Consider the following 24141-nt stretch of genomic DNA (forward strand, 5'->3'; position numbering starts at 1 on the left):
GTTTCTTCTTAAGTTCAAAAATTAGTAGCATTATTTCTTCGGAACAAATGATAATGTTGTGAACGTCGTTAAAAAGTATGTTTCCGACTGTGGAAGGCATGTAGTAATTGATCTTTTTTTCTTACAGAAACCTGAAGTACAACTTTATCTTTCATTACTACATAACCACCGCCAATCTTTCCTTTATTGTACTCCGCTACCTGTCTGATGTTGATCAGATGTTTGTGATGTATTCTGATAAACCCGTATTCCCTTAATTCCTCCTCATAAGTTGCCAGTGTTCGGGAAACTGTTTTAGGCCCCTCCTTGTCAAAATACAAAATGGTATAATTATCGGTAGCCTCGCAACGGGTAATGTCATCAATATCAGCAAGAATAAATCCGTGCAGCGTTGGTAATTTAATTTTCCTGATAATCATCTGGTTATGGAATCGGGTAAGCAGTTCGGAGAAATTATTTGCCGGTTTGTCGTTATCCCTGCATTTTGCCAGAGCCTTATGAACTGCCTGTCCGAATTCATTTTCACTTACCGGCTTCAATACATAGTCAATAACAGAAGCTTTTATTGCTTTAAGCGCATAGTTGTCAAAGGCTGTGATCAGAATAACCTGTGAGTTTAAAGAAATATGCTGCCTTAGGATGTCAAAACCGGTGCCATCAGGTAATTCTACATCCAGGAAAATAATATCAGGTACTGTTTCTGAAAGTAATGCCACAGCGTCTGCTACTGTGCTTGCCTGGCCTGTAACATGAAGCTCGGGGAAAGATGCTTTTATAAGGTGCAGGATGAATTGTTTGCTATATTCATCGTCATCAATGATAAAACAACTGTAAATGTGTGTGCTCATGATATAATTGGTATTTTTATTTGTACAATAGTGCCGCTCTCATCGGAACGGATATGTTTTTTATTATGAAAGATGATTTGAATTTTCATGTCGAATAACTGATTATAGGTTTCGGCGCGGCTGCCGGAAAGCCGAAGCCCAAGGGAATTTTTGTCGGTATTATATTCCGGCGTAAAACCCATTCCGTCATCCTCTACACTTATTTCCAGCAGGGTCTTTTCAGACTTAGCAAAGCGGATAATAACGTTCCCTCCTTCTTTTCTGGCTGCAATCCCATGTTTCAATGCATTCTCAACATAAGGTTGTACCAACATAGCCGGTATCATAAGTTGCCCGTCAATATCATCAGCAACTACTATGCGGTATTGGAGACGTTCCCGAAATCTCATTTTCTCCAATTGCAGGTAATTTTCCAGATACGCTATTTCCTCAGTTATCGAAATAAAAGTCTGGCGCGAATATTGTATTGTGAAGCGTATCAGCCGCGCAAAAAGATCAAGATATTGCCTCGATAAATCATGTTGTTTCTCGTAATTAAAATATTGAATCGAGTTAAGGCAATTATATATGAAATGGGGATTGATGTGCGCTTTAATGGCCTCCAACTCCAGTTCAGCCAACCTCCTTTCCTGCCTTGCCTGCTTGTATTTGCGCGATGCCAACCGGTTAATCCTTCTCCTGATAAAAAAGTAAAACAGCAAAGCTGTTACTAAGCAGACAACAGCTTTAAAAAGCAGTGTTTGCCAAAATGCTGGTAAAATACGGATACTGAGGGTTACGGGCATTTTACTGCTAACTCCTTTTGCATTACTTGCATAGGCTTTGAACAAATAAGTCCCTGGTGAAAGCCCGGAAAAATATATTTCAGCATTATTGGTTTCTGTCCATTCATCGCTAAGCCCCTCCAGTTTATAATGGTAACTTATATTACCGAAACTTTCGTAGGAGATAGCGCTTAGCGAAATCATGAACTCATTTTGGCGGTAAGAAAGCTTATTCAGGTTTACCTGCCGGTTCGGTAATGTATCCCGCAAATGAATGGAATTTATATATACAAGCGGTGGGGTCATTTGCAATATGGTAGTGTCTAACAGCGGTATGATACCCGGCCCTTCCGTAGTTGTGATAAAGGCGGTATCTCTGTACACATATACGCCGGTAATATTGTTGGATGGAAGCCCGTCATAAAAAGTATAGTTCCGGATATGTTTTACATTACATTCCTTATCCAACTGCACTTCATAAGCACCTTTTTCTGTTGCCAGCCAGTACAGGTTATCGTTTTGTTTAAATATCCGGCGAACAATTATTGCATCATGAAACAACCGGATAGCTCTGGCTGTTCCGTTCCGGGAATTGAAATAATAAACTCCCTGGCCGTTTGTACTGAGCAAAGCGCCATTGTCACCTTTGCCTGAAATGTCGGTAATGTTGATATGGCTCAGTTCGGGATGGTTAATCCTGAAAGCCTTTGCCCGAAGGTCCTTTTTGATGAACAGGCCATCGGGAGTACCTACCAGTACCGTACTGTCAGATAAGGATGCGATTGAAGAAGTTCTGCCTTCAAAAATGATTTGTTTATTGCTGTCCGTCAGGCCCGATGTCATGTTCTCGGGACGGAGATAAAATGCATTATTCTGGCTGGCTACCAACAGGCCTCCGTCTGCATAAAGAGACATGTCTTTATAGGTAGACGGGCTATTGAAGTAATGAATACTGTTCTTGTGGCCATCTACCAAAGCAAGATCCTTATCCATAATCAGAAAGCGGTTGTCACCTAAAGGGCAAATGCAGCGCACGCCTTCATAAAAATTCTGATTAAGCCGGTAATGTTTCAGTTTTCCGTTTTTCCTGATGGAAAAAATCTTTTCATTTACATAGCCGAATGCAATGTTCCCCTGATTATCGCCATTAATAGATTTCGGAATTGCGGGACACGGTAGTACATCATGTACCCGAAGCGCATTCTGAAAATGGTTATAAGATAGAAAGTACAGGCTGTTATTTTGCCCCGTCATCCAGATGTTTTTCTGCTGATCAACAAATACGTAATTGATCACTGTTTTGTCCATGAAATAGAAAGGATGAGCAAAGGAGCTGTCCTTCATGCCTGAATAAGCGACGCCGCCATTCAGTAATTTAAACCAGATATTCAATGAGGGATCTGTAAAAATCACTGATTTTTTGCGGGAAGGTAATGGAGGAATCGTTTTTATAAGATATAGCGTACTGTCATTTGTGAATGTATAGATATCCGTTTTTTGTTCAGACGATCCAGTTACAAAAATATATCTGCCGTCTTCCCTCGTTTCAACCAATCCTTTACATAAAACCGGTTTCATCCGGCTATTATAGATTGGTTTGTAGCGCTGCTCTTTAAGATCATATTGCTTGAGCAGTCTTTCCTTCCTGCTGTAGCAGATAATACGGTTATCCCTTACCGCAACTATAAGTGCGCCAGAATCGGGCACATCAATTCTTTTTATATCATTTGCTGAAAAAGAGTATAAAGTCCTCAGTCTGTTCTCGTCGCTTAACCAGATATTTCCGGTGAAAATATCAGTAAAAATATTGTTCTGTCCTATATTCCGTATAAGGGTTAAGCGGTGGTCCCTGCGACCGGAAATGACCTCACCATCTTTGTAATAAGCAATATTATTGAGCAGGGGTACCAGAAGAACCTGATCCTTTCCGTAAGGGTTACAAGACAGTATTTCCTGATCTGCCGGCATGGACCTGTCGCGGAAAACCTGAAATTTTTTTCCATCAAACCGCAGGGCGCCGTTGTCGGTACCAAACCATATATAACCTCTTTGGTCTTGTTTAATTACGTAACCGTTGGTAGCTGTGTAACCATCAAGTAAAGTGTACTTACGCATAACAGGTGTCTGGGCTTTTACTGTAAAAGCTTGTCCGGAATAGATATAAGCAAGAAGAGTTAAGAAATATATTTTAATATTAAAATATGATATATTCACTAAGATTTGGGTTTGGTCCTGTCAATTTACAATAACTTTTTTTTGAAATTATCTCATTAGTTTAACTTTTCACACTTAACCTATTCCATATGTATATATTGTAATTTGTATTGACATTGTATAGCAAGGTTCTCTTGTAAGAATGCTGTTAAACAGTGAGATCAACAATTAACAACTGTAAAAAAGTTTGCCGTATTTATGACTATAATTATCTGCTCTGATGCCGGATAAATTAATCAACGTTATAAGGATTAACGAAAATCGTTTTGCCAATTTCCGACACTTACAAAGACTAACACGACACTTGCTCATTAGTGCTTGTATGACCACTATCTAATGATCTACCTTGTAAATATATTTTCCGGAAATATAATTCATTAACCAAATCTAAAAAACCATTCATTTCTTTTATGAAACTTCATTCACTTATTTCAAAATGTACCATGGCTGCATTGCTGCTTTCCGGTACTTTGTTTCAGGCGGCAGCTCAAAATCCCCAACCAGGCTGCCCTGTTCCTCCAACCACACTTATTAACGGCGAATTGAGCATGGCTACAGCCGGAAATGTTAACACCGGCGGTGGTACTGATGTAACAGGCTGGTATGTTTCCCATGGCTCGCCAAGCACCGGCGCACCGGCACCCGGCGGCGGTTCCAACGGTATTTGGATGTGGTCGTACAGTGGCAAAGGAGAAGGTATATATTCCTGTTATAAATTCGAACGCGGCAAAACATACCGTATTTGTTTCTGGGTACAAAACACCCGTAATTGCAGTAACAATCCCGGCAATCTTATGGTATTTGCTGCCAACGGACTTACCGGTTATGGTCCGGGCAGTACCGCTATAGCTGTTCCTGCTTCTTCTCAACTCATCAGCAGCAGCTTTACTTATAGCGCCAGCTGGGTATTGGTAAGCTATACCTTTACTGCCAATAATAATTATAGTCAATTATGGATCTATCCTTACCGTTCAGGACCATCCATTGATTACCTGCAATATGAGCTGAATATTGACAGAATCCAATGTTCGCCTATAAGCCAGGGCCAGGAATGTCAGACTCCACCGCCGCCATGTAACGCACATTTCCAAACCACTATTTCCGGACTTATCATAAACGGCAATCCTACCAGGATCTTTACCGTCGATTCTTATGATCCAAGTGCGACATACACCTGGGATGTGGATGGCACGACATACACTGTAGCAGGTTCCAGCTTCAGCATGGATTTCACTCAGGGTATTCATACCGTTTGTCTGACCGTAATCAACAGTGACGGTACCGAATGCCGCTATTGCCAGACTTTCTGTGTTATCTTAGAGGAAATAATACTGCAACCTGGTGACGGAGACAATCCGCAAGGCCGTCCAGCTGCTCCTACAGGTATTATACAACTCAACGGTGATGATGCAAAAGCTTACAGGCTTTATCCTAATCCTGCAAGCACTGAGCTTTCACTGGAATATTTTACCAATAACAACGAAAAGGTAAAAGTGCAGTTGATTGATATGACCGGACGGTCCCTGAAAACTGTAGAAATGCAGGCACAAAAGGGCAATAACGTTATTAAAATGGATATCAATGGCGTATCTAATGGTAACTATACCATTAAGGTAGACAGCGATAACAGCAGCAAAGCGCTACCGTTTGCTATTGCAAAATAAAATATAACCGACCTGATACCGTAGGGCTGCCTGTTAACAGGTAGCCCTACGTTTTTTTGAAAATATTTTCTTGTTTCGGATTCCAATTGTTCAGTCATATTTCACGAATGATAAAAGCCTTTCAGCAAAATGATGCTGAAAGGCTTTTATATGGAAACAAGCGGGAAATTGCTGAACAGACGATATTGAAACAGAACGACAAAGAAAGAAGTGTCTGACATCTGGACTTTTCAACACAATAAATTTGGACTTTTCAACAAAATGAGTTGCTTTTTTTAGGTTGACCTTTGCAGTATAAATTTAAAAGAAATGATAAATTCAAATAGTACTCAAACAGTTTTAGTAACAGGCGGTTCAGGATTTATTGCGGTTCACTGTATTTTAAAATTGCTTCAACAAGGTTATACTGTAAGAACAACCCTTCGTTCACTGAATCGACAAAGCGAAGTAAAAGATATGTTGAAAGTTGGTGGCATCAATTCGTTTGACAATCTTTCATTTGTTGAAGCAAACCTTTCTGAGGATAAAAACTGGAGTGAGGCTGTTGATGGCTGCGAATATGTATTACATGTTGCATCGCCGACGCCGGCCATCAAATTTAAACATGAAGACGAATTAATTATTCCTGCAAAAGATGGCGTATTACGGGTTTTAAAGGCTTCGAAAGATGCAAATGTAAAACGGGTGGTGCTCACTTCTGCTTTTGGCGCAATTGGCATGGGGCATAAAAATCGCACAACTCCATACACTGAAAAGGATTGGACAGACATCAACAGCGACATTCCGCCTTATCAAAAATCTAAAACCATTGCAGAGAGAGCAGCATGGGATTTTATAAAGAATGAAGGAGGCAACCTTGAATTATCAACTGTAAACCCGGTTGGAGTAATGGGGCCGGTTTTGGGAACGGACTATTCTCATTCCAATCAATCGATAAGGCAAATGTTAGAGGGTGAAATCAAAGTTTGCCCTAAAATATCTTCTTGTTATGTTGATGTACGCGATGTTGCCGATTTACATTTACTTGCAATGATACATCCGGAAGCAAAAGGTGAAAGATTTTTGGCATCTTCAGGGGAGGCGCTCTCAATGTTGGATGTTGCGAAGATTTTGAAACGCAGATTAGGCGATGACGCAAAAAAAGTACCGACCAAGGAAGTTTCAAACTGGCTAATGCAAATTGCGGCGTTGAGAAAACCATCATTGAAAATGTTGGTTGCTTTGTTGGGACAATATATGCAAGCCAGTTCCGACAAAGCAAAGAAAGTACTAAATTGGAAACCGATTTCAGCCGAAGATGCAATAATTGCAACGGCTGAAAGTTTATTGAAATTAGGGTTGATTAAAAAGTAAAGGATAAAATGAGCTATGTAACGAAGTTAATTCCAATTGAATTTTTTATGGCGAATTCCATAATCTATCCCTATAATTCAGGGATGGTAAAAAAATAAAACACATGAAAGTTATTATTACGGGCGCAACAGGAATGGTGGGTGAAGGCGTTTTGTTTGAATGTCTGGAAAACCCAAAGGTAAAAGAGGTGCTGATAGTAAGCCGTAAACACTACGATTTGAATAATCCTAAATTAAAAGAATTGCTTGTGCCGGACTTTTCACATCTGGAAATTTTTTCAGAAAATCTAAAAGGATACGATGCTTGTTTTTATTGTGCAGGTATCAGTTCGGTTGGGATAAAAGAAGCGGAATTTAGTCGTATTACTTATGATACCACACTTGCTTTTGCAAAGCAACTATTGCAGCTAAATCCAAATATGGTATTCAATTTTATTTCAGGAAACAGGACAGACAGTTCTGAAAAAGGGAAAGTAATGTGGGCAAGAGTAAAAGGCAAAACAGAAAATGCATTGATGAAATTACCTTTTAAAAGCCAATTTAATTTCCGGCCGGCGCTTATGAAAGCAACGAAAGGACAAGTAAATGTAAAAAGGATTTATAAAATACTTGCTCCATTGATCGCCCCATTCTTTCCCCAAAAGACATTAACGTTAAAGCAAGTCGGACAGGCAATGATTAATTCAGTTTTGATAGGTTATCCTAAACAAGTTTTGGAAATTAACGACATTGAACAATTAGCTAAACAATAATTTATGACGAAGGAAACGGCTATCTCTGCCTGCTATGTAAGCCCATCATTGTCCACAGAACAGTTTGTGCCCGATCATTGTTTTATGTATCTCATATCCGGATCAATGCTCGCTTATGACGGAAGCAAAGAGTATAAAATAAAAGCCGGGGATTATGGAATTGCAAGAAGGAATCATTTGGCAAAATATACCAAGCAGCCTGACAACGGTGCGTTTAAAAAAATCTATATCTTGTTTGAACAAGAGTTTCTAAAAGAATTTAACAGCACTTATAAATTTCAGGTAGAAAATAAAAAAATAGCCGGCGGAATTATACCGTTAAACAACAATGTTTTAGTAGAAAATTTCATCCAATCGCTGATGCCATATTTCAATGATAAAGGAACAATTGATGAACATTTGTTGAATGTGAAGCGTAATGAATTGCTTTTAATATTGTTGAAAGCCAATCCTGAATTGGCAAATATTTTCTTTGACTTCAACAATCCTGAAAAAATTGACCTTGAATCATTTATGAACCGAAATTTTAAATTCAATGTAAGCATAGAACGATTTGCCTATTTAACAGGACGTAGCCTGTCAGCTTTTAAAAGGGATTTTGGAAAAATATTTAATGCTACGCCAGGCCATTGGTTGGTGCAAAAGCGATTGGAAGAAGCCTACTATCTGATGGATAAGAAAAACAAGAAACCGTCTGATATCTATCTTGATTTAGGCTTTGAAGACTTGTCACATTTTTCGTTTGCATTTAAAAAGCTCTTCGGGCACTCGCCGACAGACCTTATCAAAACGAAAAAAAACGATAGCTAACATGGGATTGGCGTGCTCCTTGATTCATGGATTTTAAAGGAGTCTGCGTTTGTTGTATCTATTTTTGACCCAAAGAAAAAGCCTTTCAGTTTTTACGCTGAAAGGCTTTTATGTGGTGTGGGCCGGGATCGAACCGGCGACACAAGGATTTTCAGTCCTTTGCTCTACCGACTGAGCTACCGCACCATTTTTCTTTACGATTTTGCAAAGAAACAGTCATGAAACTTTTGAAAACAAAAGCCTTAGATTTCTCTAAGGCTTTTATGTGGTGTGGGCCGGGATCGAACCGGCGACACAAGGATTTTCAGTCCTTTGCTCTACCGACTGAGCTACCGCACCATTCCTTTCTTTCGGTATCCGAATCGCTTCGTTGTTGAAAGGAGTGCAAAGGTAAACGGAATTTTTATTCTGCCAAATTTTTATTTTAGTTTTTTTGAACGATACGGGTAAAATTGTACAGAATAGTAGCACCAAAAAAACTATCTTTGCACACGATTTCATAACCCTTTATTCTAAATCTATTTATGCACTTTATTGTTTCCTCAACTTCATTGTTGAAAAATTTACAACTTGTAGGCGGCATTATCAGTGCCAATGTGGTACTTCCGATTCTTGAGGATTTTTTATTTGAATTAGATGGAAATGGCTTAACCCTTACCGGTGGCGATATGGAGACAATGATTAAGGTGCAGATGGAAATCCAGCGTGAAATTACAGATGCTGAAGGCGATAAAACCGGCCGTATCTGCATTCCTTCCAAAATCTTATTGGAATATCTTAAAAATCTGCCGGAACAACCGGTGCATTTTACCATTAATAAAGATGATAATTCAATAGAAATTTCAAGCAATACAGGTAAATATAAAATCGGTGGCGAAAAAGCAGATGAATATCCTAAAGAGCCGCAACCGAATGATGCAACTTCTTTTACATTGCCATCTGTACGTCTTGCAGAAGCTATCAATAAAACATTATTTGCTACAAGTACCGATACTTTGCGTCCAGCAATGACAGGGGTTTATTTTGAATTGGCACAGGATGGTATAACATTTGTAGCAACCGATGCACATCGTCTGGTGAAATTAACCCGCAATGATATCAATTGTCCTGAAGAAGGTGGCATCATTGTACCGCGTAAGCCATTGCAACAACTAAAGAACATTATTCCGGGCGATGACAGTCCTTTGGAAATATCTTATAACAGCAGTCACCTGTTCGTTCAAAACAACAAAATAAGATTGAGTTGCCGTTTGATTGAAGGTAAATTTCCGCCGTATAAAGCGGTCATTCCTGCCGATAATCCATTTAATCTTATTATCAACAGAAACGACCTAATCAGCTCTTTGCGTCGCGTGAGCATTTTTGCAAACAAAAGCACATCACAGGTTGTGTTCGATATTGTTGGAAATACCGTAAGCATCAGCGCTCAGGATATTGATTTCTCTTACGAGGGTAAAGAGCAATTGAACTGCCAATATAATGGTGAGGATATGAAGATTGCTTTCAATGCGCGCTTGCTGATTGAGATGCTAAACAATATGGAAGGTGAAGAAATCAAACTGGAATTGAGCATGCCGTCCCGTGCTGGTATTTACCGTCCTGTTGAAAAAACAGAAAACGAGGATTTGCTCATGTTACTAATGCCTTTGATGGTTGGGATTTAATAGTTGTTAGTAAATATAGTCGATAGTTGATTGTGAGGTGGTGGTGAATAAAGAAAAAGTAAAACCAAACCGGTGGATTGCCGGTGAACTATAAAAATAGAAATGTTACAGAACGAATCCATTCCTTCTAAAAAGAAAAAAATCATTGTGTTGGGCAGCGGCCCGAATCGTATCGGACAAGGTATTGAGTTTGATTATTGCTGCACGCATGGTTTATTGGCCATCAAAGAATGCGGCTATGAAGCTATTATGATCAATTGCAATCCTGAAACGGTTTCTACAGATTTTGATATTGCAGATAAGCTTTATTTTGAACCTGTTTATTGGGAACATATCTGGGAAATAATTGAACATGAGCAACCGGAAGGTGTGATTGTACAGTTGGGTGGACAAACAGCACTAAAACTTGCAAAAAAACTGCACGAGAAAGGCGTAAAAATAATAGGTACTTCTTTTGATGATATGGATATTGCAGAAGACCGCGGCCGTTTCAGCGATTTGTTAAAAGAGATGCATATTCCTTTCCCTAAATACGGAACTGCTTACTCCACAGATGATGCAATTGAAGTGGCGCAGGAAGTTGGTTATCCTGTCCTGGTGCGTCCTTCTTATGTTTTGGGTGGTCAGCGTATGCGTATAGTTATCAATGATGATGAGCTTGAGAAAAGCGTTTTAAGTTTATTAAGACATTTGCCTGGCAATAAAATTTTGATTGACCATTTTCTTGACCGTTGTCAGGAAGCAGAGATTGATGCTATATGCGATGGCGAAGAAGTTCACATCATGGGTATCATGGAGCATATTGAACCTGCAGGTATTCATAGCGGCGATAGCCATTCTGTCTTGCCTGTATTCAATCTTGGTAAATTGGAAGTGGATGAAATGGTAGACATTGCAAAGAAGATTGCTTTGAAATTAAATATCAGAGGGCTTATAAATATCCAGTTTGCAATTAAAGACGGTAAGGTTTATGTAATTGAAGCCAACCCGCGTGCAAGTCGTACTACGCCATTTATAGCAAAAGCTTATGGCGTTCCGTTCCTGAATATTGCAACACAGGTGATGTTGGGAGAAAAGAAACTGAAAGATTTTGTGATTGAGAAGAAACTGGAAGGTTATGCTGTAAAAGAACCCATATTCAGCTTCAATAAATTCCCGAATGTAAACAAGGACTTAGGTCCTGAAATGAAAAGTACAGGTGAAGCAATCCGTTTTATTAAAGACCTGCGCGACCCCTGGTTCCGTACTTTATACAAAGAACGCAGCATGCACTTAAGCTAAGTAGTTTAAGCAACTATAAAAACTAAAAATTCCGAAGAACATAATGTGCTTCGGAATTTTTATTACGGTAAGATTAAATTGAAATTGCCATGCAATCGTTTAAAGAAAAAGTAAGCCACTTTTATATTGTGTCTGTTTCTGATAAAATTAAAGCGCTTCAAAAACAGCAGGAAGATTTATTAGATAGCTTAAAGCATGAAACAAAGAGCACAGCCGGGGATAAGTATGAAACGTCGAGGGCTATGTTGCATCAGGAGCAGGAAAACATTGCAGTGCAATTGTCAGTACTGTTCAGGCAAAAAGCAATACTGGAAAGCATTTCATTAAATAATGATTCTCAGGCCGGCAAAGTTCAATTTGGAAGTGTTATAAGGACCAATAAAGGAATTATTTTTATTGCCGCAGCTTTGGGAAAGGCATTTATTGAAAATCAAACTGTTTTTGCAATATCGCCCGAATCTCCTTTAGGCAAACTATTGATGGAACAATCTATTGGCCAAATCATAAATGTCCAGTCTGCAAACTATATTATTGAAGCTATTTTGTAATAAACAAAAGGGTTGCCAATATTTTAAAAGTTGGCAACCCTTTTCCTGCTCTTTGTTATCTTACCAGAGTAACATCTCCTTTAAAGGTTATTTCTTTTTTCAGCACATTTCCGCAAAGAATCCTGACATAGTAGAAATAAGTACCTGCATCTACAGGCTTGGCATTAAACGTTCCGTCCCAGGATTTATTAATATTGGAACTTGAGAAAATCCTTTGCCCGTAACGATTGTAAACATACATTTCTTTCAACTCCATATCGCCTTTAAATTCTACTTTAAAAGTTTCATTATTATTGTCTCCGTTAGGAGAAAAGGCATTTGGTATAAACGGCGTACAGCAATTATTGTATAGAATTTCTACAGTGGCCGATTCGCTGCAGCCATTGGCATCAATGATTTCTATAGAATATTTACCATTCACCAGACCTGTTATTCTGGGCGTATGTAAATCGGCATCATGCTTCCAGTTATATTGGAACGGAGCTGTTCCACCGGTAACTTTAATGTCTATGGTACCTCCATTGTCCACGCCATTGCAATCATTGCCGGTTAATGCCGTGTCTATATTAAGTTTGTCAGGTTGAGACAGAAAAACCAATGTATCCTTCATACACCCGTTTTCATCTTTAACGCTGAGTGTATAATTACCGGATGATCTGCTCGAAAATACAGGGCTTGTATTCCATATATTGCCGTGGTCTATATTATACATGAATGGTGGCTTACCCCCTGATGCATTCAATGTCATTTGTCCATCTGCAGTGCCGTTACAGGTAGGTAATTTAAAAGAAACGCCATCCAGGATAATATGCGGGAAGCCTGTCAGCGTTATGCTTGTATCTATTTCGCAACCATTATTATCTCTGGCTTTGAAAGTATAAGTGCCTTCTGCAATCAAAGTAAAGTTTGCGGTACTCCCAAACGAGCCGTTGTTAAATGAATATTGATACGGTGACGTACCGCCTTGTGCAGCCATTGTTACGCTTCCGTCCGTAAATGCTTCACAAGTAGGATACACCAGATTAAATGTTCCGAAAGTAATGGCTGTAGCGGGTTGAGTGATTGTAATGGTTGTATCTTTTGTACAATTGTGTGCATCTTTCAAATGAATGACGTAGGTGCCTGCATTTAAACCGGTAAACTGATTATTGGCCTGAAAAGCATTTGTACCAATAGCATATTGATAAGGCAAAGTCCCACCTGTTGCATTAACAGTTACCAGACCTGTATTTTCATTGAAACATAAAATGTTGTTTACATCTAAGCTGAAATTTAAAAGTGTGGGTTGCACCAATGCAATACTCGTATCTTTTAAACAGCCATTCTGATCGCTCGCATGCAATACATAAGTTCCCTGACCAAGATTATTAAAAGTGTTGGTAGTACTGAATGTACCTGTGCCTAATGCATAGTTATAAGGTGCTGTAGCGCCTGATGCTGTTAATGTAATAGCTCCGTTTGTATTTCCAAAACATTGAATCGGTGTAACAACTGTTTGCAGTGTCATTTGCATAGAATCAACCAATGTTATGATAGTATCTTTAGTGCAATTATTTGCGTCCTTTACATGGATCGTATAGGTTCCCGGCGCAAGCGAAGCAAAGGATGCATTGCCTGAAAAGACACCTGTATTGATGGCATATTGATAAGGTGCTGTGCCGTTTATAACATTGCTGACCGCAATCTGGCCATTAGTAACGGGTGTACAAACCGGTTTCTTCACACTCATATTCAATACCATTTGTAAAGGATTGATAATAGTAATCGTTGTATCCTTAATACAAAAGGCAGTATCTTTTACATGTAACACATACGTTCCGGCAGCAAGTCCCGTAAAGCTATTGTTGGCCGAATAAGGCTGTGTGCCAATGGCATATTGAAAAGGGCCGCCATGATTTCCACTACCAATAATTGTGGCAGTTCCGTTGTTCCCGTTGTAGCAAACCGGCGCTGTCCAGCTTGCCTGAGCATTCAATATTGAAATAAAATTAATAGAGATGGCCGTATCTTTTGAACAGCCATCCGCATTGGTGATGGTAAATATATAATTACCCGGCGCAAGGCTGTCTGTAACAATGCCGTTAATATTAGTAAGGTTTAAAACCGTAGTTGCGCCTTGCGTTACATTCAATGTATAAGGTGCTGTTCCGTTTAATGGAGTGACATTAAATTTTGCCTTTGCTACACAATTAGCCTGACTGATTAGACCGTATGTAAGATTAGGTTTCGGTGCTATAATGATGGTAAAAGCTTTGGTTTGCTTACTTGCTAAAGGACAGCCATCATCTGAAAAAGTCAAAAAGAAAGTGTACGTACCCGGCGTAGCATTGCTAATGTCCCAGCTTAATGAAAAAACAGGATTGGGCGACCCGTTATTTGTGAAGTTGGTTATGACACCTGCAGGCAAACCTTGAGTAGAAAGTGTAACATTATCACCGTCAGGATCGGAGGCATTTATGTTGAAAGATATAGTTCCGTTAAATTTGCAAACCTTCAGCGTTGAAGCATTCACAATCGTCGCATTAATTACAGAAGCAAATACGCCGTCAGGTGGTGTGTTTGTGCAAATGTCCAATACTACAAAAGTCATTTCACGCATACTCGTGCCAATTAATATTCCATTCCTGTATTCAGATACTTTGCTTACAACCAATGCCCGCTGAACAATATTCGGTGTGAAACTTAACTGGCCGGTAGTGTTGCTGAAAACATAAGTGCCCGGAGCGCAGCCTAACGGTGCAGTAGCAGTGAACGGCGCTATATAAGCAACATTTGTACTCGGAGTGGTACTTGCATCTAAGCCGGGCACAAGACTATAAGTTAAGCTGTCTCCGTTTGGATCAACCGCGCCCTGGTTATATTCCTGAGGTTTGTTCACACAAAAAAACGGGGTGGGAATAGTGGTGTAGGTTGGTGAAGAATTGGTGGCGAATGTATTATTCAGCGTGGCTTCCAGGGACATAAGCGAACCTGCGAGCGGAATAGTAACATTTGTCATAGAATTGCTTCTGCCTGCCAATGTGCTGTTCTGCATTTGCCCTGTGGTTCTGAACTTCCAGTTTGCAGATGTCCCGGTAAAAGTATAAGAACTTGTGTACACATATTTCTTGATGCCGGGTAATGTGCCGTTTGGCGTACAGGTAGTGTTATTTATTTCATCGGGACAAACAGGCGATACCAATACTCCCGCACCCGATTGTGGTTGCAGATAGATAGTTGATACCAATGCAGCTCCGTTATAAACCTGTACTTCAGGCGTGGCAGTTATCAATCCCTGAAATGCAGCAGGAGAACCTGCACAATCACCATATATGATTAAGGAAACGTTATAAGTATTGCCGCTGACATAAGTGTAAAAAAGCTCACCCCCTAAAATGTGAGATGCTCTGGCTTGCAAACAACCAAAAACCAACAAACATGTGATGAGTATTTTTGAAAGTAATAAATGGAATCTCATTTTCAATTTTATATTGACTGTATAAAGTTAATGTTTTATTAAATGAAGTATGAAAATAAAGCTTAAATTAATTGCTATATGATTGAAATAGAGGTAAACCAATTAAAATTATAGGTAAATTTTGTTGTAAAGACTACCTTGAACGGTACGCCGGTTTGGCAAGCCGGTAAAATATACCTGAGAAAATATTAGATTCTTATAGAAACGTTGGCCCTGTTTAAGATAAAAAAAAGACGCATTGTTATGCGTCTTTCAAATCAATCAATATTTTTAAAATTGTTCATACAGCTTTCGTAATCGTTCCCTGCTCATTTGCTCCTGCCAGTTTTTGCCTAATGCATTTTCCCATAACGGCACCAGGCCCAAAGATACATCTATCATTTTCTCAAAATCGGCATCAGTCAGACCTTTTGTGATACCCTGCGGAATTTCGATATTATGCAGTTTCACCATCTCCTTAAATTTGGCCACACCTTCCGGATAAAATTCTTCCAACTTATCAAAGACAATGCAATTACCTATTCCATGCTTGGTGCCCAATACATAAGAAAGGCCATAGCTTACTGCATGTGCCACGCCAACCTGCGAATAAGCAATGCTCATGCCGCCTGCATAAGAAGCCATCATCAGTTTCTCATCCGATTCTTCATCCCAGTCAGAACGATGCAGGAATATTTCTTCGCACATGTCCTGCGCCTTTTCGCCATAAGCTTTGCTGAATGCATTTAAATAAGTGCCGGTCAAAGATTCCACGCAATGAATAAAGCAATCCATAGCCGTGTAAAAACGCTGATTTACCGGAACTGTTTTGCACAACTCAGGATCCAGCAAAATCTGATCAAATGGGGTGAAATCAGAATTCATGCCCAATTTACGAACCGGTCCCGTAAGAACAGTGGTGCGGCTTACCTCTGCGCCTGTACCTGAAATAGTGGGGATTCCCGCTTTATAAACTCCGGGAAATTTCACCAGATCCCAGCCCTGATAATCGGCAGATGAACCCGGATTAGTCATCATCAGCGAAACAGCTTTGGTCATATCCATAACACTGCCGCCACCAATACCAATAATGCCGCTGATAGTGCCGAATTCATCCTTTAAATCGTCACGTAACGCATCAACATAAGTTGTCTTCGGTTCATGTGTAACATCAATATAAACTACTTTATCTTTTCCAAGCAATGGAATACGGGCAAGGAATGCAGCATCATTCTCGAAATAATGATCGACAAAAAATATCATAGGTGCATCGTCTTTGCGTTGCGGCGCCAGTATTTCGTTTAGTTGGTTGAATGCACCACGACCATACACCACGTAGTCAACCATTTTAAAATTTCTGAATGTCATATTTGGATTTGAGATTTGTATTTGAAAATTTGAGCTTTGACCAACCCACTATATCCGGGTTGAAATTTTATTCACGTATTTTTTTAAGATACGCTTCTGCCTTTATTAAATCTTCCGGTGTATCAATTTCCACACCCATGTATTCTGTAATAACCATTTTCATTTTGATGCCGTTTTCCAGATAACGTAAGCATTCTATCTTTTCGGCTATTTCCAGCGGGCTCATGGGCATTTGTGTGAAATCTATTAAAGTCTTTCTCCGGAAAGCATAAATCCCGATATGTTCATAATAGACCGGTGTCAGGTTCTTCTCTCTCGGATATGGAATAACAGAACGTGAAAAAAACAAGGCATTCATTTTTAAATCCACAGCCACCTTTACATAGTTAGGATCCTGGATAGCCGATTCCTCTTTCAAAATCTGCATCAGAGAAGCTACGCCAATCTCCTTATTGTCTTCCTCTTCAAAAACCTGCAATAGTTTTTGCATTGGTTCCTTTTGTGTAAAAGGCTCATCTCCCTGCACATTCACAATAATTGAAGCATCGGGAAAATAAGGTAACGCTTCGGCAATTCTGTCCGTCCCGCATTCATGCTCTTGCTGACTCATAATAGCTTTACCGCCGTTGGAAGTTATTTCATCGTAAATAATCCTGCTATCGCAAATGACAGCGACATCATCAAAAAGGCCTGTATTCACGGTTGATTCATACGTGGTAAAAATGACCGATTTGCCATTCAGCTGCTGCATAAGCTTTCCGGGGAAACGGGTTGCGGCATATCGTGCAGGTATTAAAGCTATTTTCTTCAAAAAGGAATTATTTTTTTATTATTATTCAAATGAATCCAGTTGGCAAAGGTCGTAATTTAAGTAGTATTTCTGCAATGGAAAATTGCAATCTATAATAATGTATATCTCATGCTCCCCATGATCTCTAACATGTAATTATCCGATTTTAATTACGTTATTATGCTTTGCGAAGACATTATAAATATGCGTTATTTATGAAAGACATGTTTATGTTGTATTGCCGGTAATTTTACTACAAATCCGATTAAATGGTCTTATTTAATCAGTAATCCACCTTTTTTATTTTATGATATTGTTATAAAAAATGTCATTTGCTCATAATGATTTTCTTCAACTACTTTACTCCCAACCAATTAGAGTTAAAGAAATGTCCATGTGTGGTATAAAAGGATAAACCATGCCAAAACTTTTCTATTATTTAACCATTTGCTGTTTCGTTCTATTTTCTGCGGCTGCCGAGGCCCAGATTTCAGGTACTGTTTTTAACGATGTTAATGGCATTACTGACAACACAGTGAATGGCACCGGTGCCAATGCCGGTGGACTAAATGCAGTATTGGTTAATGTTACTACAGGAAACGTAGCTGCTACAACAGCTGTTGCTGCTAACGGAACTTATTCGTTTGCTTCAGTTACAAGTGCAAACTACAATGTGTTAATCACTACGAACACTGCAACTGTAGGCAGTGCGCCGCCAATTGTGGCTTTACCTGCCAACTGGGTTGTTACAGGTGAATATCTGGGAACCGGAACAGGTAATGATGGTACCGTTGATGGTATTTTACCTCTTGGCACCACTGCTTCTGTTACGGATGCAAATTTTGGCATAGAACAAATGCCAAGCACAACTACAAATACAGCTTTGGCCCAACCCAATCCCGGAGGAACAGTGGCTGTAACACTTCTTGCAACAGATTTTGGTGCGACAGATCCCGATGCCGGTACAATCGATTCCATTCAGATTCCTTCTTTTCCTACCAATACGACTACACTGGGAGTTAATGCCGTAAATTATACTTCTGTAACCTTTCCTGCAGGCGGTATTAAAGTGCCTGCAAACACAAACGGCCAGCCAACACAAGCAATAACTTTAGATCCGGTGAATGGCGGTATCAGCGCTGTAATTACTTATGCCGCTATGGACAATGCCCGTAAGCTGGATGCTACTCCTGGCACGCTCACTGTTCCATTTACCGATTCAATCAGCGGTAAAGTTTTTAATGACATAAACGGACTTATCGGTACTCCGTTAAATACCGTTGACGGGACAGGCACTAATGCCGGCGGACTGAATGCAGTATTGGTTAATACAACAACAGGAAATGTAATGTCATTTTCGACCGTTGCAGCCAATGGTTCCTATTATTTAAATGCGCCCAATGGTTCTTATGCCGTTTGGATTACTACCAATACGCCAACAATCGGTAATCCTCCGCCTGCTGTGGTGTTGCCAACGAATTGGGTCAGCACAGGTGAAAATCTTGGCACCACTGCCGGTAACGATGGTACAGTAGATGGCACATTGGCTTTACCTACAATCACCGGAAATGTTATTAATGCAAATCTTGGTATCGAGCAATTGCCAAACACCAATATCGATACGGCAGCGCTCCAGGCCGATCCGGGCGGTACGACTCCCGTTCCTGTTCCTGCAAATAGTTTTGGCGGTACCGATCCCAATGGCGGTGATATGGACTCACTTCGTATAATAAACTTTCCAAATAATACAACCACAATAGTTATAAACGGTGTTACTTATACCAACCTGACATGGCCTGCAGGTGGCGTGGTAATCCCGACCAATAATGCAGGTCAGCCAAGCTGGGCCATAACTTTAGATCCGGAAGGGCCTGGTTATGTAACTATTGATTATGCCGAAATTGATAATGCAGATAAAGCCGATGCGACACCGGGCTCCCGTACATTGGTATTTGGCGGTATGCAGGTTACCGATAACCGGACTGCACTGCAATTGGCTCAAAGCCTTACCGGTTCCGGTGTCGTGGTATTGAACCCAACTTTGAATTGTGCAGGATTGGCTAATGGCATTTTTGATGTAATCGGGGTGCCTCCGGCTTTGAATAACCTGAATCTCGACAGCGGTATTGTGCTTACAAGCGGTTGGGCGAAAACCACAGGCCCCGCTCCTAATATCGGTGTGAACGGACCTCAGGTGAATGCCGGTCCCGACCATGCTTTCTTCACGCCCGGCGATCCGGATTTGAATACGGTTTTGATGGGTATTACAACCAATGATGCATGTAAATTGGAATTCGACTTTGTGCCGGCAGGAGATACTGTTAAATTTGATTATGTCTTTGCTTCTACAGAATATGAAGGCTGGTCCTGTTCGCAATTTAATGACGCTTTCGGTTTCTTTATCAGTGGTCCGGGTTATGCTACTCCATATAATATAGCAAAAATACCGGGTACCACTATTCCGATTTGTGTGAATAGTACCACAGGTGTTACTTCCGGCGGCGGTTGCGCCAGCATGGGGCCGGGTTCGCCATTCAGTCAGTATTATGTAGATAATACCGGCGGACAGTTGGTAACTTACAAAGGCTTTACAACTGTATTTACCGCCATTGCAGGTGTTATTCCTTGCGATACCTTCCACTTAAAGTTGGCAATTGGTGATGGTTCGGATGAAGCTTTAGACTCAGGCGTATTTTTAAAAGCAGGTAGTTTGAGCTCTACAGCCTTGGCGGTACATACTTATGGTGGTGCAGGTCTGGAAAGGCCATTTACAAATACCGTGCGTGGATGCCCTCCGGGTGTTATCCGTATAAGCCGTAACGGAGGTTTGAGCCAGCCAATAACTTTCCCTGTTACTTATACAGGTACGGCTGTAAACGGAGTGGATTACAATCCGTTGCCGACCACTGTCGTTATTCCTGCAGGAGATAGTGTTATTTCTTTAAATATCAGTGGTATTCCTATTACTCCTGCTACCGGACCTAAATCAGCAATCATTTCAATTATATCTCCTTATACCTGCGGTAATGGTGATCCGATTATTTTGAGCAGTGATACCATTATGATTTATGATTCTATCTACGTTAAGATTCCGACTCCTGATACTGCAATATGCAGAGACAAGCACGTGGATATTAATGCAGATGCTGATTCTTTCTTAGACGTTGCGTGGACGCCTGCTGCTACAGTAAGCGATCCTACAGCCCTTGATGTAACCCTTTCACCGACTCAGCCTACTAACTATACACTTACCGTAATGATTCCGGGTTCTTTAGGCACTGGTTGCAGTGCATCATCGGCGCATATATTTGTGGATGTAAAAGATACACCGGTGGTAGATTTGGGGCCTGATAAAGTAACCTGTGGTACAGGTGTTCAGCTGAACGCGGCTACCACGCCATTAAATGATGATGAGACGTTCTCCTGGACGCCCGTCACGAACCTGAGCGATCCCGAGATCCGGAATCCTTTTGCATCGCCGACAGCCACTACCCAATATACAGTAAAGGTAAATCCGGGTGCAGTGGGTTGTGATGGTTATGACTCTATTATTGTCCGGATATTACCCGATCATATAACGGTGCTGAATAATGATTCCGTAGTCTGTGCAGGCTCGCAGGTAGTCTTACGGGCAGATGCAGATACCAACTTCAGTTTTAACTGGACGCCTGAAAACGATATTGTAAATCCTATTGCTGCAAATACAATATTGAATGCACAGTCTTCCGGGTATTATACGCTTACCGCTTCTTATCCGGGATGTTTGCCGATGCCTGACAGTTTCTATCTGGAAGTTCAGCCTGTACCGAGAGTAAATATCGGCGCAGACAGATATATATGTTCTTATGATACCATTCAGTTCATAGGTTCTGTTACTCCTGCCAATTACGGTAATTATACATTTGACTGGACGCCCGGTCTGGATCTGAACGATTCTACTATCCAGAACCCGGTATTCAGCGGCGATAACTATGTTCCTGAAATGACATTGAAAGTAACCACTCCGATTGGTTGTACCGGTTCCGATACTATGATGATTGTTGTTTATCCGGGAGATTTCCTTACTGCATCTACAGACACTGGAACTTGTCCTCCGGCTATGATTCAGTTAGAGTCAAGCGGAGCACAGACTTATTCATGGTCGCCGTCTTATGGCTTAAATGCAATAGATATACCAAATCCTGTGGCGACTCCGGTTACTTCTACCGAATACACTTTACTGGGAAGTAAAACATACAACGGCCATGTTTGTTACGATACGCAAAGAGTGGCAGTGAACGTTTATCCTGCGGCAAGCCTTAATTTGCCTGACAGCGTACAACTCTGGCCGGGTGAAAGTTATCAGATGAATCCGGAGGGCAATGGTTTGTATTATACATGGTTCCCGCCTTCGGGTTTAACTGCTGCCAATATTTCCAATCCTGTAGCAAGCCCTGAAGTGCGCACACGTTACTTTGTTACATCAGTTACTGAAAATGGTTGTATCGTTAAAGATTCTATTGATATCCTTGTAAATACAGAAACCGCTCTGGATGCGCCTAATGCATTCTCGCCAAGCACCGGGCCATTTAAAATTGTAAAAAGAGGTATTGCAACACTTCAATATTTCAGAATCTATAACCGTTGGGGCAATAAAGTTTTTGAAACCAGCAATATAGATGAAGGGTGGGATGGCAACTATAATGATAAGCCGCAACCGATGGGTGTTTACGTTTATACTATCGAAGCTGTTTCCAGTACCGGTAAACCATTTAAGAAAAATGGCAATGTTACTTTGTTACGATAAACAGATGATTTAAAATAAAAGAACGGGGCTTTGATGTAAATATCAAAGCCCCGTTTTAATTTGATTTAATTGACTCCCCGCATGTAGGAAACAAGATCGATCTTTATCCCCAAGGGATGCAATATCAGTAGCCTTTGAAAATATTAATGATTGCAAAACCATATTGCACCTCAATACGTATATGCCGTGATTAGGAATTGCCGTTAATCACCATTACGAAAATACTCTCCGGAGTAGTAAAAGACGGAATCATCTGGTGTTAAGCCGGATGGTTCTCATTCTTTATTGGGATATATAGGTAAAATTGTCTATGAATGTTTTTAAGTAACCCGAACTTTTACATCATTTCGATGTTGCTTTAATTCAAATTTCCGGATAATAGTGCAGTTTAAGTATTAAACTCTATATTTACAAAGAATCCTAAAACGCTTGCAGCCAAATCCTAAACATACAGAATCCGAACTTGTGGCTTTGCTTAAAAACAAAGACCAGCAGGCATATAATTATCTTTATGATAATTATGCAGGTGCGCTGTATGGCATTATCATGAATGTAATTGGCGAAGAAGAAATGGCCAAAGACGTTTTACAGGAGGTGTTTGTGAAAATATGGAAGAATATAGAACATTATGACGAATTGAAAGGCAGGCTATATACCTGGATGTTGAATATTGCCCGGAACAGCGCTATTGATGTGTTGCGTTCTGCAAAATATAACAGAGATAAAAAAACTGCCGGCATAGATAATAACGTACATATGGATAACAGCTCATTATCTGTTACGATTAAGACCGATCATCTTGGCATAAAAAAAATCGTTGACGGGTTGAAAGATGAATACAGGCAGATTATTAATCTTGCCTACTTTAAAGGATATACGCAGGAGGAAGTGGCAGAAGAGTTGAACATACCTTTGGGAACCGTAAAGACTCGTTCAAGAAGTGCTCTAATACAATTAAAGAATTTAATGCAATAATTTAAGGTGGACGTTCAGCAATACATATCATCAGGCATCATTGAGACATACGTTTTAGGTATGGCCTCGGAGGAAGAAGTGCGTGAGCTAATGATGTTGTGTGAGCAATACCCCGAAATTAAAGAGGCTTTGTTATCCGTGCAGGCTGATATGGAACAATATGCAACCTTGCATGCTGCCCAACCTCCTTCCGGTATGAAAGAGCAGATTTGGAATGTGTTGCAGGAGAATAATAATATTAATTCAGACAGTCCCGCAGATAGCAGCATAGTAAGTAATGTTATTGCCTTTAAAGAACCTGAAAAGGAAAAGAAAGCCTTCCGTTCAATGATGGCAGCAGCTGCTGTTATTGTAATTATTGCAAGTGTGGGGCTTAATTTCTTTTTCTGGAATAAAACACAAAGCACGCAACAGGAACTGGCATCGATGAAAACCGAACAGCAGCAAATGCTGGCATCCAACAAAGCCTATCAGGAAAAACTGGCACAAATCAACAGTATGTTGCTTGATCCTGCCATGAAATCTATGGTGCTTGCAGGGGTAGGCAATCATGTTGGTACGAATGCCATGTTGCTATGGAATACCAGTTCCAAAGAAGTATATCTGTCGCTTAAAAATATGCCGCCGCCGCCAACTGGTAAGCAATACCAGTTATGGGCCATCGTAGATGGCAAGCCCGTTGATGCAGGCGTATATGCTTTGGATTCCAAAGATGACATGCAGAAAATGAAAGTTATTCCAAGTGCGCAGATGTTTGCCATAACAATAGAAAATGAAGGTGGCAGTGCTGCGCCAACCCTTGACCAAATGGTGGTAGCAGGTAAGGTTTAAAAGAGAAATAATTATAGGAATTAAAGACGGCTTCAAAATGAAGCCGTCTTTTTTTGTG

The 24141-nt window shown here is 40.3% G+C and carries 15 protein-coding genes and 2 tRNA genes; 10 read left to right on the forward strand and 7 right to left on the reverse strand.

What is annotated here, in order from left to right; all coding sequences use genetic code 11:
- Positions 1–68: 68 nt before the first annotated feature.
- Entirely contained in the window at positions 69–848 is a 780-nt protein-coding gene (locus F0919_RS08315) for a LytR/AlgR family response regulator transcription factor (protein WP_150032294.1), read from the reverse strand.
- Positions 845–3826: a sensor histidine kinase gene (locus F0919_RS08320; protein WP_150032295.1), complete on the reverse strand. Its 2982-nt coding sequence runs from the start codon at positions 3824–3826 to the stop codon at positions 845–847. Before F0919_RS08320 ends, F0919_RS08315 begins: the two co-directional genes overlap by 4 nt.
- A gap of 410 nt (positions 3827–4236) precedes the next feature.
- Between F0919_RS08320 and F0919_RS08325 the strand changes: the two genes are divergently transcribed.
- From F0919_RS08325 to F0919_RS08340, 4 genes are all read left to right on the forward strand, one after another.
- Positions 4237–5490, forward strand: a complete 1254-nt coding sequence (locus F0919_RS08325; RefSeq protein WP_150032296.1) for a T9SS type A sorting domain-containing protein — start codon at positions 4237–4239, stop codon at positions 5488–5490.
- 309 nt (positions 5491–5799) lie between these two features.
- Positions 5800–6843 carry an SDR family oxidoreductase gene (locus F0919_RS08330; RefSeq protein WP_150032297.1) on the forward strand — a complete coding sequence of 348 codons (1044 nt, stop codon included), beginning with the start codon at positions 5800–5802 and terminating at the stop codon, positions 6841–6843.
- 103 nt (positions 6844–6946) lie between these two features.
- The gene (locus F0919_RS08335) at positions 6947–7594 is read left to right on the forward strand and encodes an NAD-dependent epimerase/dehydratase family protein (RefSeq protein ID WP_150032298.1); all 648 of its coding nucleotides are present in this window, start codon (positions 6947–6949) and stop codon (positions 7592–7594) included.
- Between the two features lie 3 nt (positions 7595–7597).
- Positions 7598–8404 (forward strand): helix-turn-helix domain-containing protein, encoded by an 807-nt coding sequence (locus F0919_RS08340; protein WP_150032299.1) that lies wholly within the window; start codon positions 7598–7600, stop codon positions 8402–8404.
- A gap of 113 nt (positions 8405–8517) precedes the next feature.
- Here F0919_RS08340 and F0919_RS08345 read toward each other — a convergent pair.
- Positions 8518–8590 (reverse strand) — tRNA-Phe (locus F0919_RS08345).
- 80 nt (positions 8591–8670) lie between these two features.
- Positions 8671–8743, reverse strand: a tRNA-Phe gene (locus F0919_RS08350).
- A 185-nt stretch (positions 8744–8928) separates the two neighbouring features.
- Here F0919_RS08350 and dnaN point away from each other — a divergent pair.
- The 3 genes from dnaN to F0919_RS08365 all read left to right on the forward strand — a co-directional run bounded on the left by dnaN (position 8929) and on the right by F0919_RS08365 (position 11897).
- Complete coding sequence (gene dnaN, locus F0919_RS08355; protein ID WP_150032300.1) at positions 8929–10068, forward strand: DNA polymerase III subunit beta; 1140 nt, start codon at positions 8929–8931, stop codon at positions 10066–10068.
- Between the two features lie 102 nt (positions 10069–10170).
- Positions 10171–11349 carry a carbamoyl phosphate synthase preATP-grasp domain-containing protein gene (locus F0919_RS08360; protein ID WP_150032301.1) on the forward strand — a complete coding sequence of 393 codons (1179 nt, stop codon included), beginning with the start codon at positions 10171–10173 and terminating at the stop codon, positions 11347–11349.
- A gap of 89 nt (positions 11350–11438) precedes the next feature.
- Positions 11439–11897: a hypothetical protein gene (locus F0919_RS08365; protein ID WP_150032302.1), complete on the forward strand. Its 459-nt coding sequence runs from the start codon at positions 11439–11441 to the stop codon at positions 11895–11897.
- 55 nt (positions 11898–11952) lie between these two features.
- On the opposite strand, the gene F0919_RS08370 is transcribed toward F0919_RS08365, so the two are convergent.
- The 3 genes from F0919_RS08370 to kdsB all read right to left on the reverse strand — a co-directional run bounded on the left by F0919_RS08370 (position 11953) and on the right by kdsB (position 17512).
- Positions 11953–15354 carry a T9SS type B sorting domain-containing protein gene (locus F0919_RS08370; RefSeq protein ID WP_150032303.1) on the reverse strand — a complete coding sequence of 1134 codons (3402 nt, stop codon included), beginning with the start codon at positions 15352–15354 and terminating at the stop codon, positions 11953–11955.
- 270 nt (positions 15355–15624) lie between these two features.
- Positions 15625–16701 carry an iron-containing alcohol dehydrogenase family protein gene (locus tag F0919_RS08375; RefSeq protein WP_150032304.1) on the reverse strand — a complete coding sequence of 359 codons (1077 nt, stop codon included), beginning with the start codon at positions 16699–16701 and terminating at the stop codon, positions 15625–15627.
- 67 nt (positions 16702–16768) lie between these two features.
- Complete coding sequence (gene kdsB / locus F0919_RS08380; RefSeq protein ID WP_150032305.1) at positions 16769–17512, reverse strand: 3-deoxy-manno-octulosonate cytidylyltransferase; 744 nt, start codon at positions 17510–17512, stop codon at positions 16769–16771.
- Between the two features lie 397 nt (positions 17513–17909).
- On the opposite strand from kdsB, the gene F0919_RS08385 reads away from it, so the two are divergent.
- The 3 genes from F0919_RS08385 to F0919_RS08395 all read left to right on the forward strand — a co-directional run bounded on the left by F0919_RS08385 (position 17910) and on the right by F0919_RS08395 (position 24083).
- On the forward strand, positions 17910–22277 hold the full coding sequence (locus F0919_RS08385) for a choice-of-anchor L domain-containing protein (protein ID WP_150032306.1): 4368 nt from the start codon (positions 17910–17912) through the stop codon (positions 22275–22277).
- A 429-nt stretch (positions 22278–22706) separates the two neighbouring features.
- Entirely contained in the window at positions 22707–23252 is a 546-nt protein-coding gene (locus tag F0919_RS08390; RefSeq protein WP_150032307.1) for an RNA polymerase sigma factor, read from the forward strand.
- Between the two features lie 6 nt (positions 23253–23258).
- Positions 23259–24083, forward strand: a complete 825-nt coding sequence (locus tag F0919_RS08395) for an anti-sigma factor (protein ID WP_150032308.1) — start codon at positions 23259–23261, stop codon at positions 24081–24083.
- Positions 24084–24141 lie beyond the last annotated feature (58 nt).

Origin of the sequence: Taibaiella lutea (assembly GCF_008629695.1) — a bacterium.
GTDB classification, from domain to species: Bacteria; Bacteroidota; Bacteroidia; order Chitinophagales; family Chitinophagaceae; genus Taibaiella; species Taibaiella lutea.